General features: G+C 57.2%; 8 protein-coding genes. 4 read left to right on the forward strand and 4 right to left on the reverse strand.

The annotated features are described in order from the left end of the window. Positions 1-190: 190 nt before the first annotated feature. The 3 genes from HUW35_RS08020 to HUW35_RS08030 all read left to right on the forward strand — a co-directional run bounded on the left by HUW35_RS08020 (position 191) and on the right by HUW35_RS08030 (position 5454). On the forward strand, positions 191-1060 hold the full coding sequence (locus tag HUW35_RS08020; protein WP_181255061.1) for a carbon-nitrogen hydrolase family protein: 870 nt from the start codon (positions 191-193) through the stop codon (positions 1058-1060). Between the two features lie 192 nt (positions 1061-1252). Beyond that, a complete protein-coding gene (locus HUW35_RS08025) occupies positions 1253-3700 on the forward strand; it encodes a TonB-dependent receptor (protein ID WP_181255062.1) in 2448 nt (815 codons plus the stop codon). Positions 3701-3813: 113 nt separating this feature from the next. After that, entirely contained in the window at positions 3814-5454 is a 1641-nt protein-coding gene (locus HUW35_RS08030; RefSeq protein WP_181255063.1) for a sulfotransferase, read from the forward strand. Positions 5455-5503: 49 nt separating this feature from the next. On the opposite strand, the gene HUW35_RS08035 is transcribed toward HUW35_RS08030, so the two are convergent. Next, the gene (locus HUW35_RS08035; RefSeq protein ID WP_181255064.1) at positions 5504-8248 is read right to left on the reverse strand and encodes a M1 family metallopeptidase; all 2745 of its coding nucleotides are present in this window, start codon (positions 8246-8248) and stop codon (positions 5504-5506) included. 205 nt (positions 8249-8453) lie between these two features. Further along, positions 8454-10025, reverse strand: a complete 1572-nt coding sequence (locus HUW35_RS08040; protein ID WP_181255065.1) for an alpha/beta fold hydrolase — start codon at positions 10023-10025, stop codon at positions 8454-8456. Between the two features lie 365 nt (positions 10026-10390). Between HUW35_RS08040 and HUW35_RS08045 the strand changes: the two genes are divergently transcribed. Beyond that, complete coding sequence (locus tag HUW35_RS08045; RefSeq protein ID WP_181255066.1) at positions 10391-11971, forward strand: hypothetical protein; 1581 nt, start codon at positions 10391-10393, stop codon at positions 11969-11971. 236 nt (positions 11972-12207) lie between these two features. On the opposite strand, the gene HUW35_RS08050 is transcribed toward HUW35_RS08045, so the two are convergent. Together HUW35_RS08050 and HUW35_RS18975 are read right to left on the reverse strand one after the other, a co-directional pair. Next, complete coding sequence (locus HUW35_RS08050; RefSeq protein ID WP_255463554.1) at positions 12208-13389, reverse strand: RICIN domain-containing protein; 1182 nt, start codon at positions 13387-13389, stop codon at positions 12208-12210. Positions 13390-13777: 388 nt separating this feature from the next. Next, positions 13778-13843, reverse strand: a complete 66-nt coding sequence (locus HUW35_RS18975; RefSeq protein WP_181255610.1) for a maltose acetyltransferase domain-containing protein — start codon at positions 13841-13843, stop codon at positions 13778-13780. Position 13844 lies beyond the last annotated feature (1 nt).

Below are 13844 nucleotides of genomic sequence, written 5' to 3' on the forward strand. Positions count from 1 at the left end.
AGCCATAGTGCCAGATTGGCATCGGCGTTGGGGCCAAATGCCGGCTCTCCGCTCCAGAACACGCTGTTGAGTCGCGAAACGCGCTGTGGACTCATGTCAGGTTCAAATCTGGCCCTATAGCCACTCTGCCGATTGGGCCAGTATGGCCCCAGGCAATAAGAAACAAAATGCGCAATCAGGAATCGGTGTGATGAGTAGCAAAACCAGTAATTTCGTATCCCGGAGTTTCGGGATCGCCGCGCTGCAACTGAAGCTTGACGAGACGGACAACCTGGAACTGCTACTGCAGAAAATCCAGCGCACGAAGTTGCGCTACCCCTGGGTGAAGATGATTGTACTGAGCGAGTTGGCGCTACGCGGTGTGGGTGCGCAACATGCCCGAGAACTGCCGTCTCCGGAGGAGGAAGCCTTCTGTCACGCTGCACGTGAACTGGGTATCTGGCTAATTCCGGGTTCCATGTACGAGAAGTGTGGCAGTGCGGTGTTCAATACCACCCCGGTAATCAACCCGGAAGGCGAAGTGATTGCCCGCTATCGCAAGATCTATCCTTTTCTGCCCTATGAGAAAGGTGTGACTGCCGGCGATCAGTTCGTGGTGTTCGATGTGCCGGAAATCGGCCGCTTCGGTGTATCGATCTGCTATGACATGTGGTTCCCGGAAACCACCCGCGCCATGGTATGGCTGGGGGCAGAAGTCATCATCCACCCGACCAAGACCGACACCATCGATCGCCTGGATGAACTGTCCATGGTGCGCGCCAGTGCAGCGATGAACCAGTGCTATATCGTCGATGTGAATTCCGCGGGCGCTCAGGGTGTGGGCCGCTCAATCATCGTAGGCCCGGAAGGTGAAACCATTCACGAGGCCTCGGTTGAGGAAGAAATTGTAGCTTTCGAGGTAAATGTGGAAAAAGTTACCCAGGTGCGCGAGCGCGGGATGAAAGGCCTGGGGCAGACGCTAAAAAGCTTTCGCGATGGCCGGGTGCACTATCCCCAGTACGAACCCGGCGCCGTATCACCGGCACTGGAGCAGCTCGGTGAGCTCAAGGTGCCGGAATAACACGGGCCTGAAATAAATTCACTTTCACAGGATGAATGTTCACTACCGCAAAACTGGACCAGTCGATATAGACTAACTGGCACTAGGTATGGGCCAGGGTCCAGTTATAAAAACCAATTACAACAACAGCCGGCGCGTTCTGGCCAGCAGAGAAACCCGAGAATAAGAGATCCAAACCTAGCAGAGGGCAATATGAAACAACCAATCAAGCAGGGGTTCAGCAAGTCCATTCTGGCCAGTGCTGTTGCGAGCGTATCCGCCGGTACCTTGTTCGCCATTCCGCAATTGGTGCAGGCGCAAAGTACCGAAATGATTGAGGAAGTCATCGTTACCGCGACGCGCCGCTCACAGAGTGTGCAGGATATTCCCTACAACATTTCAGCCGTTGCCGGTGATGAGCTGGAAGCCGGCCAGATTACCGATGCCGCAGAAATGATGCGCAGCGTTCCTGGGCTGACGGTTGTCGATCGCGGTTACCGGAATTCCGGTACCGTCAATGGTGTCATTATCCGCGGTATGAACGTCGATAGCGGCGCAAACGGTGATGTTCCCCTATCGGCAGTGCCCACGGTAGCAACCTACGTGGACGATACACCGCTGTATGGCAACTTTATCCTCAAGGATATTGAGCGCGTGGAAGTATTGCGCGGCCCACAGGGTACGCTTTACGGCTCCGGTTCCCTCGCAGGCACCGTCCGCTACATCATGAAGAAACCTTCAATGGAAGGTTTTGAAGCAAAAGTCGGCAGCAGTGTCAGCCAGACAGAAGGCTCGGCTGGCAACAACTTCAGCGCGGATGCGCTGGTGAATATTCCGCTGGGTGACAAAGCGGCGCTGCGCGCTTCGGCGGGCATGATCGACAACGACGGTATTGTCGATTACACCAATGTGTACGTACTCGACGCGCAGGGCGCCCCTGTGGCCGAGGGCGGTGACATTGCCAACGGCGCCCCGCTATTCCGCAGTGTGCAAGACGCCGATACCGTCGATATTACGTACGCCCGCGCGTCCCTGCTGATCGAGCCGAACGATCAACTGAGTATGCAGCTTTCCCACCAGATGCAGAGTGACGAAATCGGTGGCCGCCGACAGGTTACCCGTGGCACCAACTGGGTCAGCGGAGAGGAAGCCTTCTACGATGACTATGAAAACGGCGCGGTGACACTGGAGCCTTCCGAGCGCGACGTATCGCTGACCGCACTGGAAATATCACTGGATATGGGGTTCGCGACCTTTACTTCCAGTACCTCCAGCTATTCCCACGATGGCATCGCCATCAGTGACAACTCCGGTTTCTACGCACAGAACGACTGGTTCGCTGCCTACTACGGTGGTTCGCCGAGACCGCTGGCAAAAGCCGAACGCTTCTACGACGACAGCGCCCTGGTTCAGGAAATCCGCCTGGTTTCCAATGGCGATCAGTTTGTGGATTGGGTCGCGGGCTTATTCTACATGGACCAGGAGAGCAAGGCTGGCCAGAACAGTTATATGCCGGGCTGGGCGGCGTGGGCAGCCGAGGCTCCGTCAGCCTGGGGTGTTGGCGATAGTGTTGCCGAAGACTTCGCATTCTATGGCGCCAATGTACAGGACCAGGATTTCTACTTCCGCCGCAACCAGAGTTTTACCGATGCGGCGATCTTCGGGGAAACCACGTTCAATTTCTCAGACACTTTCCGCATGACCCTGGGGCTGCGTCATTTCGACAATGAGCTCACCAATGACAGTGTACTGCAGCTGCCCATCTGGCCGGAGCCGGAGGAAGATACCCGCGCAAGCTTCACCACCAAAGAAAATGACACCCTGCTGAAAGCCAATGTGTCCTGGGATATGAGCGCGGACACCATGCTGTACGCAACGGTCTCCGAGGGCTATCGCCGCGGCGGCGCCAATGCGGTGCCCTTGACCGGGGGGTTCGCGGAAAGCCCGGACTACCTGCAGTACGGCTCGGACCAGGTGATGAACTACGAGCTCGGTGTAAAAGGTGCAACGGATACGCTGCGCTATACCGTGTCGCTGTTCCGCATGGACTGGAGTGATCCCCAGCTCAATACCTCGACCGCGAACTGGGGCTTCTTTGCCGCGGTCAATGGTGATGAGGCGAGAACCCAGGGGCTGGAGGTGGAGCTGCAGGGTGACCTGACCGAAAGCATCGGTTACAGCCTCGGCTACGCGTTCGTTGATGCAGAATTGACCGCGGACTTCTACCAGCCCTATGGCAACTTCGGAGGCAGTGGTGTCACCGGAGAGTTCATTGTGGCCGAGTCAGGGGCGGCGCTGCCGGGAACCGCCGAGCATACGCTGTCGGTTTCCATGGATCACACTACAGAGGTCGGCAGCTACACCCTGGTCAGCCGCCTGAACGGTTACTATCAGTCCGAAACCTCCAACGCCATCGGTACAGGAAGAACGGCGGCTGAGTTTGACGCTTTCCAGCTGTGGAATTTGAGCAGCACTCTGGTAGCCGAGTCCTGGGACGCCACCCTGTATGCGAAAAACCTCTTCAACGAAGATGGTGTGACCGGCGCCCTGACCGAGGCTCATATGGGCACGGACCCGGCAGAGAACTTCTACGGCAACTCGTCCAAAGACTACATAAGCCTGCCGCGCACCCTGGGTGTTTCCGGACGCTACCACTTCTAAGGGTTCATTGTTGCTTCACTGTGTGGCACTTAGCCGGCCTTTTGGCCGGCTTTTTTATTGGGGAGATATCGGTAAACTGGCCATTCAATTTTTCCGTTATAACAGCAGTGATTATGCAGCCGAAGATTGAATTTAGTTCTGAGCCAAGCAGTGAAGCGAAGCGAGCCTACACCAAGGCCCGTGAACTGTTTCGCAAGGGAAAATTGGCTGCGGCGCAGGACGCTGCCAAGGCGGTTATTGATTGTTCGCCGGGGTTTGCCAGTGGTCGGCGTCTGTATGCGGATATCCTGATCGGTTGCGGTCAGTTTTCCGCGGCCAGAGATCAGCTGCAGCAGGCACTGGGGTTATTTCCCGAAAGTGTCGAACGGCGTCGTCCGATACAGCTGCACCTGGCAACCGCTTTCGTGCGCGAGGGAGATTTGGCGGGGGCGCTGCGTGTACTTCAGTCTGCGGACCTCGCGCCAGTGGAACAGCTCGATCTGGCGTTGCTATCCCAACTGGGTTACTTGCTTACCTTGTGCGAATCTCACGGGAGTGCGCTTCAGGCCTTTGAAGCCGCTTTGCGCGAACGGCCAGATGACCCGTTGTTGTTGTTCAATTGCGCGGCGGCAAACCGCGCCATGGGGAAACTCGAGCGTGCCGAAGCATTGTATGACCGCGTGCTCGCGCTGAATCCGGATGACTGGGAGGCCTACAAAAATCGCTCGGATCTGCGCAAGCAGACACCTGATCACAATCATGTGCGAGAGCTTCAGCAGCGACTGGCTCGAGCGGACCTTCCCCAGGTTGCGAAAGTACAACTGCATTTTGCACTGGCGAAAGAGTATGAGGATCTCGGAGAGTATTCTGCGAGTTTCGATGCGCTGCAGCTTGGGTGCGGCGCGCGCAGATCTGGCATTGATTACGAGTTGGATCGCGATCTCTCCGTGATGCAGGGCATTACGGATGCGTTTGATACAAATTTTCTGGATCAGCCATCGGTTCCCGAATCGCTGGGGCAGGAAATCATCTTCATCCTCGGTATGCCGCGCACTGGCTCCACGCTTCTGGACCGCGTGCTTTGTGCCGCTGGCGATGTGGTTTCTGCGGGTGAGCCGGATACCTTTGCCCGCACATTATTGCTTGAGGCACGGAGGGCCAGCGAGGGCCGTGATGGACAGAATCCAATTCTTGATGCCGCCGGAGATCTGAATATTGCCGAGGTTGGTTCTGCCTATGTCCGACAGTTGAAAGCGCGCGCGCAACTGGCTGGGGGCCGCCGGATCATCGACAAGAATCCGATGAATTTTCTCTATCTCGGCTGGATTGCCCGGGCGCTGCCCGGGGCGAAGATTGTTCACCTGTGCAGGAACCCGATGGATACCTGCTTTGCCATTTATAAAACTCTGTTCAAAAGCGCCTATCCATTTTCTTATGATCAGGCAGAGATGGCGGAATATTACTGTGGCTACCGGAAACTCATGCACCACTGGAAACAGATATTTCCCGAGCGTGTGATCGACGTTCACTATGAGAGGCTGGTCGCGGAGTTGGCACGCGAGGGCCGGAACCTGTATCAGGCCTGTGATCTTGCCTGGAGTGATGGGATTCTTGATTCCTATTATCGGGACCATACGGGAACAGCCACAGCCAGTGCCGCTCAGGTAAGACAGCCGGTCTACCTAACCTCCGTGAACAAGTGGCAACACTATGGCAAGGAACTGATACCGATGCAGGAAATCCTGCGGCGAGAGGGTGTCGATTTCGATGGGTGAGTATGAAAAAAATGGCAGCGGAAGCTGCCATTTTTAATGGTAAGGAAAATTACTTTAAGCTTCCTACCAGTTCCTGCCCTTTATCTTTCAGTGCTACGCACAGGTTGATGCTCTCCTCGGTCTGCGACAGGGCGCGCTGGTAGCCCGGCACCAGTTTCTGTTGCTGGGTAAACAGCGCCTGAGCCTGCTTCAGTGTGTTGGCATCACAGAAGTTGGCGGCAAACCGCGGGGTGTTGCGTCGCCACTGTTCCGGGATCTTGGCAACCACTGCGCTGAAGTTGTGCTGCAGCCAGTCCCAGTTTTTTGCCTGCAGCGCCGGTTCAGCCAGGGCATTGCTGATCAGGCCGAAGGCTTCCCGTGCACCCATGTCATCGCTGAGTGCCAGTTGCTGGACGGTGTGCAGCAGCGCCGGGTCGGTCACGCGCCCCAGTGCATTGGCACTGGCGCTGTCGAACAGGGGATCGTCCAGTTCGTTGCGCACTTCAATCAGCTTCTCCACAAATGCCTTGCCGGAATCCTGCACCGCAACAGTCAGTGCGCTCTGGTAGAGATCCGAGTTGAGTGCCTTGGGATCGCGGGACTGGTTAAAGCCGATAAATTTCTCCGCTTTCTGCTGTAGTAACTTGCGCGCATCCGCATCCTTGGCTTCCACCGCGAGGAAACCGAGCAGCTCGCTGTACAGCAGCTTGTTTTCATTGTCGCTGCTGTCTTGCAGGGACTTCACTTTCTCCCGGTAGAGCTTGGCGAGAAATGCCTGCCAGTTATCCCGCTGCTGTGGCTCCACATAGTGGTCGGCGTACTTGGCGAGATAGCCGAGCGGTGCTTCGACCACCTGGCGCTTGTCGGAGTTTGCGGACAGGCGCAACACCTCAAACAGCGTGTTCGATTTCAACTGACCGGCTTCAAAAGCGGCGAAGGCGCTATCTATCACCGACAGCCGCTCGGTGGGCGCCAGTTCGGCAAATTGCGCGAGCAGGGCCTGCCATGACTTTTCATCCATGGAGAAACGGTAGTAGCCGCTGCCATTGGCGTTGGGCAGAACCCATTCCGGGCACTGGCCACCGGAAATGTCGATGACCTGTTCCTTTTCGGTCAGGAATTCGCACTGGGCCATGCCGGAGCTGCTGCGCATACAGAACGGAATACTCCACTGCTGGCCGCTATCGGAGATGGGTGAGCCGAGCGGCTTGTAGCGCTGCTGCGTGATCCGCACCGCGGCGGCGCCATCCTTGCTGCAATCCATGTTGACCTGCAGCAGCGGAACACCTTTCTGCTCGACAAAACTCCGGAAGGTGTCGGTGAGCTGCGGGCTGTTGGTCTCGTCACCGATGACCTTGTAGAAGTCCGGAGAATCCGCGACGCCGTCGGCAAAAGCTTCGATATAGCGGCCGAGTGCCGGGCGGAATGTCTCCGCGCCGAAGAATTCATCCACCATGTGGATCACGCCGAGGCTCTTGGCGTAGGTGATGGCATCGTAGGCGTTACGGATATTGTTGTTGTCCACGATGGGTTCGCGGATGGCGCGGGTGCTGGCCAGTGAGTCCAGCTTCATTGCGCTGATAGCACGCACCGCGGCGTTCAGGTCGTGACCGCCGTCTGGTTCCATCAGGGTGAGTACCAGCGGGGTGCCCCAGGTTGAGAAGCCCTCCTTCAGCCACAGGTCGTCCCACCAGGGTGGGGTAACCAGGTTGCCGAACCACATGTGGGCGATTTCATGGGCGTGTACCCCGAGCAGAGCCAGGCGCAGGCCGGGTGCAGGTTCGTCACCCTCTACCAGGATGCGCTGCTCGCGATAGGTGATGGCGGCGGAGAGTTCGGTTGCACCGCTGGGCCACTGGGGTGCGGCGACGATATCCAGTTTCTTGAACGGGTAGGGACGCTGCAGCTGCTCTTCGAAAATACGCAGCATTTCGGGAGTGACGTCGAGGATGTACTTCAGGTCCTTGCCGCGGCCCTTGCGCGCAAAGCCGCGCAGCGGCAATTCGTGCTTGCGGTATTTGTTGGCGGGGATAGCCGGGCGCTCGACCACGTCGAAGGGGCCCACCGCGAGTGACAGCAGGTAGGTAGGCATGGGGCGGGTCCGTGCGAAGGTGACCTTTCCCATACCGTTGCCGGCGTCGGTGCGGCTGGTTTCCGGCGCATTGCCAATGGCTTTGTAGCCTTTGGGAATGGTGAGGCTGATGTCGTAGGTGGCCTTGAGCCCTGGCTCGTCGAAGCCGGGCAGGAAGCGGCGGGCCTGGATCGATTCGGATTTGGCCAGTGCGTAGGCCTCGCCTTTTTCTTCGACCTTGAACAGGCCGGCGAGGTTTTTATCAAACGGCGCCTGGTACTGGATGCGCAGGGTGATTTTTCCGGCGGGTACGCCGCCGGCGAAGTCCACGCGCACGACGCCGCTTTCAAGCATTTGCCGGTAGTGGGCGGAGACCGGGGCTTCTTTTCCCGGGACCAGGGCCTTGATATCGGTGACGTCGATGTTATTGCCGTGCATCCAGATGTGGTCGGTGGCTTCGTCGATCTCTATGTCGATTTCTACCTGCCCGCCGAACTGGTCCTGGCGCGGGTCCAGGTTCAGGTCGAGGCGATAGGCGGTGGGGCGCACGCCGTCGGGCAGTTTACCGGCGGGGGCCTGTGCTTCCACGCTGGATTCCGCGGGGGCCGCTTCGGTACTGGCGGCTTGTTCATTGGGGGCGGCGGTTTGCTGTGCGGGTTTTTCCGCTGAGCTTTTATTGTCTGTTCCGCAGGCGGTGAGCAGTATCAACCCGGCGAGAAGGGCCGGAAGTGTGAGGATTCGCATGATAAATCTTTGCTTTGGTTTTTCGGGTTCACGGGTTTTTCTATTGTAGCGTTTTGATTGGGGATAACTGCAGGGGGGATGGGGTAGGCGGAGTTGGGCGCCAGTTCAGTGGAGGTTGCAGATAGTCTGGTGGCGATAACGCTAGCGGGTACACATGTGTGTACTCGCTTGCGTCACCTTCGCTATCGATTTCTGTTGGTGCGAATTACAAATGCGGAATCGTCAGCACCGACTGCCGGTTACTTCTGTAGGGCACTTCAATTTCATACCAGGTATCGCGGGGCTTCTGGTAGATGAGGCCCTCGGTATCGATCGCCAGCGTCACCACGTGTCCGGGCGGCACATCGTAGGAGGTGGTGAACAGTTCCAGTGAGATCTTCTGGGCCTGGCCCACGGCGGCATCGTGCAGGGTGATGGGGGCGTGGGTGATGAGGCGGCCCCAGCCGAGGGGGTTGGTGTCGTACAGGTGTACCTGCAGTTGGACTTCGGGTTTGCTGGGTTTTATCCACATTTCCAGTGTCGGGGTGCCGCGGATTTTGAAGGTGCTCCAGTGCACCGGCGAGTTGTATTCTATGGCGTGGTAGCCGTTGATGCCATTCATATCCGTGTAAACGGGAATGCCGAAGCCTTCGAGGGCATCGGAGATTACCGGGATGCCGGTGCCGGCTTTGGTGTCGGCACCGCCGTGGAAGTCATTGTTCCAGCCCCAGCCGTTATAGGTGCCGGTCTTCATGCTGGCGTTGTTGAAGTAACTGAGCCGCGGGTGCAGGTAGTAGCGGGTGCGCTTGTCGGTCACCGGAAAGTCGTCGAACTGTTCGATCTTGTTGCTGATGCGCACCGCCATATCGACCTTGGGCTCGCTGTCGATACCGTTGGCGTCGCCCTTCAGGTAGTGATCGAACCAACGGAAGCTGGTGGCCCAGATATGGCCTTCGTTACCGCCCAGGGTTTCGCCCACGGCGTGGGTGCCGGGGTTGAGCAGGAGTTTTTTCGGCCCGTCGAGCAGGCTGTACAGCTGGGTCATGCTGTTGGGCTTGAACAGGTAATCGGCAAAGTTGTTGGACATCAGCACTGCGGTACCGTTGGCGTTGAGGTTATCCACATAGCTGAGGGCGGAACGCGGGGCGGCAAAGTTATACACACTGTCGATATCGGTGCCGCTGCGCAGGTTGCTCCAGATGACGTCCACCGAGGTGTCCAGATTGAATGCGGTAAGGGTCAGCAGTGAGCCCCACACCAGGTTGACGGTCTCGTTGGGGTAGAGCCCCTCGACGATATCGGACCAGCCCGAGAGCGCGGCAACCGCGTCTATGCGCGGGTCCTGGGCGGCCAGTACCAGGGAGGTGCCAGCGCCGTAGGAGATACCGGCGGCGCCCAGCTTGCCCACGGGGTAGTTTGCCTCGAGCCAGTCGATCAGCACCTTGCCATCGGCAATGGTGGCCGGACCGGTAACGTCGACGGTGCCGCCGGAGGCGCCGAAGCCGCGGGTGGAGTAGCTCATCACCAGGTAGCCGTTTTCTGCCAGGGCTTTGGCCTGCAGCAGGTACTGGTGTTTATCCAGAACCCAACTGTTGGTGAACAGTACCGTGGGATAGCCGCCGGCGGGTGCGGGGGTGTCGGGTACAAACAGGTTGGCGTCTATCTCGGTGCCATCGAAACTGACGATATCCAGGTCGGCAATAAAGATAGGGTCTGCGTGGGCGCGTTGCGCGCCGAACAGGGTGCTGGCCATTAACAGGACGCCGGCGAGCAGTGCCGGCAGGGCGGATGTGTTCATGGTTTTCTCTCGGTATTTATTGTCTTTATTACTTCGTTATTTTTTGTTCATCGCCCCGACCGAATCCGTGGATTGGGCGGGTCACCCGAGTTTAGGTGGTGGATCGGGCGAGAAAATCCCCGATGTTTTGTGACTGTGAATTTGTTCTCGGTCAGTGTCGTGTCACTAAACTCAGAACTTTTCGGTCATTTTGTGACTGCTTATGACCAGGTGTTCGTGACCGCCTTATGCACAGGGTGAATTACAGGTTCTCCTTTAAGATTGTTCTTTTTTTAAACAGTGAAAACCGGTATTGTGGCTTTTCGCGCAAGGTTGTTTAAAAAACGGCCAATTGCACTTTTAGCGAAACCACGGGTGGCCCGAATATGTTTTCACGATTCATTGCTTCCATAGTCCTATTTTCCAGCGCATTACTTTTTGCGAGCAAAACGCTGGCAGATAACCTGGCGGCAGACACCTGGTACGAAATTGACAGCGCTAACTTTCGCATCGTCACCAATGGTGACCCGGGGGCCGTGCGCTCTCTGGCGGAAGATCTGGAGCGCTACCGCGCGGTGGCTCTGAGCCTGCTGGGCGCAAACGATGATGGCGCCAAGCTGACCATCTACGCTGCTGCCGACCGCGAAAGCTACGCGGGTCTGGTGGGCGACGATCTGTCCGAGCTGACCAACGGTCTGTTCGATACCACCGCCGAGGGCAGTTATGCCCTGGTGAACCTGGACGGTCGTACCGGTGAGCGTCAGCTGGAAGCGCGGGAATTCCTGTTCCACGAATACACCCACTTCCTGAGCTACAACGGCACCACCACGCACTACCCCTACTGGTACAGCGAAGGTTTCGCGGAATTCATGTCCACCATGACCTTTGGTCCCGGCCGCGCTTATCAGATCGGTGCTATCCCCGGTGAGCGCGCCATGACCCTGCTGTACACCGCGCCGGTGCCCCTGCAGGAACTGCTGCGCGCTACGGTGCACAACACACCGGATGAAGAGAAAGGCCGTGTGTATGCCAGTGGCTGGATGCTGGCCCACTGGATTGTCATGAAGAGTGGCAAGACCGAAGAGTTCAAGCAGTTCGTCAAGGATTACAACAACGGTGCCGATCCGGTTGAGGCGCTGAGCAAAAACCTGGGCATGTCGATCGGTGAGATCGAGAAGGTGTACAACGCACAGTTCCAGGACGGTCGCTTTGACATGGCCCGCGGCGAGGTGCCGGCTAACTTCAAGTCCGTGCGTCCCAAGGTAAAGGCAATGAGCGGCCAGCAGACCGTGGTTGAACTCGCGCGCTTCCTGGTGAAGTCCGGTTACAACCTCGCGAGCCTGGAGCCGATGGTGAAGTACGCCGAGCGCAACGACTTGTACACATCCGAACTCACTGCGGTTCGCGCCGATGCGGCTACTCGTGTGGGTGATTTTGACAGCGCTGTCCATTTGCTCGCGCGTGTGCCGCCGTCCGATCGCAACAACTTCTGGTACCAGAAAGCCCAGGCGTGGTTGTGGCTGAATCGGGAAATCAGTTCCTTCGGTGGCGACCGCAGCAAGGAAATGCTGAAAAAGGCCCGCGACCAGTTTGTGAATCTGGTGAACAACCACGCAGACCAGGCGATGAACTGGTACGGCCTGGCCATCACCATGGAAATGCTGGGTTACCCGAAAAAGCAGTATGTCGAAATGCTCGAGCAGGCTTACCTGCGCGCACCCCGCGAACTGCACATCGCCCAGTGGATGGCCCAAGAACTGTACAACCAGAAAGACGCGGAGTATTTCGCGCAGGTGGCTCAGCCGCTGATGCTGGAGCTGACCAGCGAGGCCGAGTACAACCAGATGAAAAATATGCTCGCGGAGCTGAAGCCGTCCAAGGGCGACAATGCGAAAATCCAGGGCAACGCGATGGTGAAGAATAAGACGCATGCGTCTTCGGGTACTGCCGCTAAGGCAACACCTTGATAGCAAGCCGTTTAACCCGCTGATTGGTGGGGTAGTTTAAGGGGGGCCTGGCTCCCCTTTTTTTATTGCCGCTTTATAGTTCGTAAAGTTCCAGCGGCAATCCATCCGGATCGCTGAAAAAGGCAAAGCGCTTTCCGGTGTATTCATCCAGCCGCACCGACTCCAACTCTATTCTCTGGAGAATGAAAAGACCGGGCGGGATGCCCGGTCTCGAAAGGTTAACGCAAAGCGGCGTATCAGAGCCCGCTTACGTCGGAACGGGACACGTTACAGCTGTAGGTGTTCCAGTATTCCCCGTACTTGGTGGACGAGCTGCCTTTCTGCACACCCCGGTATTCCTCGCACACCTTGGGATCACCCGCGCGGTAGTTCCGGATACGCAGATCCCTGATGGTGGCTACATCACCGTAGTTGCGATTCACACCGGCAATGGAGCCGATATCGCCATCGACGTTCACGTCGTATGCCAGCAGGTTACGCGGCCCGCCGTTGTTGGTGCAGTTACCACAGGAGCGCCAAAGCTTTCCATTTTGGCCATATGCGGTAAAGCCGCCGCTAACAATGGTGGTGCTGTTTTTGGAGTTGTGCTGGAAGATTTTATCTGGCTTACCGCCGTAACCGCCGCTTGCAGAGTTGTAAACGTGGCCGCCGACGATGGTCATGGTTCCACCCTCGGACTTGTTGGTGGCCGCATCTTCACAGATATCGTGCCATTGCACATCCGCCAGGGTGCAGTTGCCGGCGGTACAGTGGATGCCGTCGGAGCCACCGTTGGCCGCCAGTTTCACATTGCGGATGGAGGAATTGTGCAGGGTGAGTACTGGCGGTTGACTTTCGCTGTCACCGGAGCAGCTGAGACCAATGGTCTTGCCGCCACAGTCTACAAAGCGATGAGTAAGCGTTGCACCGGCATAACACTCACTGGAGCTGCCGACTCTTTGCAGAGTCCACAACTGACCCGGGCCGCCCCAGTACGTGTACAGGCGGGCATCGGCGCCGGCGTACATACTCGCTTCCCATACATCGATGGCTTTACCGCTGAACTTGGAGATAATTGAGAAGTAACCACCGCCCTGGGGGTCGATCCACCAGCGCTGGTTATCTCCACCATTATAAGTCCACTGCCGCACTTCCGCGCCGTCCTCCGCGTTCCACTCCCAGACATCCAGAGACTTGTTGCTGTGTACCGGGCGAATGGAATAACTGCCGTCACTCAGTTGGGTGATATCAAACTGCTGGTTGTTGTAACCCAGGGTAAACCAGGTCATCACGTTGGCGCCGTCTGCGGTGTCGAAACTGTCGACGTCCAGAGCGTTACCGTTAAGTTTGGAGACGATGACATACCTGCCATTGTCCAGTGCCGACGCATTGGCGCATAACAGCACCAATGCAATTGAGAAAAAGACTCTTCTCATCATCTAGTTCCTTGTCTTATTTAATTATTTTGGGTTGGAGCGCATCGAGGACGATGCACCTTCACTGTTGTGAAGCCGCGAGACTTCAAACGACAACCTGACATCGGAATACAGAAGTGATGGGAGGCTACAGCGCGTTACAGGCAGCTATGTACCGCGGAGCACATCCGCGGACGCAGGATTCTAACTAATATTGTATTTTTGTACGATAAAAGAGGGGGCGGAAAGTGGCGGGTTTTTCAGCGCAGGGCTGGGTTTGTGAGAATACGTTTGCAGAATCGGACCTAAATGGTACGGATTACCTTCGCTGGATTGCCGGCAATGACCACTTTATCGCCAAAGCTTTTCGTAACGACGGCACCTGAAGCGGCCACAACATGGTTGCCTAGTGTTACGCCCACAAACGGCGTTCCACCAGCTCCGGGTCCGCCGGTCTGTACATTTTTTCTGCGAGCATC

Origin of the sequence: Microbulbifer sp. YPW1 (assembly GCF_013367775.1) — a bacterium.
In the GTDB taxonomy this organism is placed as follows: Bacteria; Pseudomonadota; Gammaproteobacteria; order Pseudomonadales; family Cellvibrionaceae; genus Microbulbifer.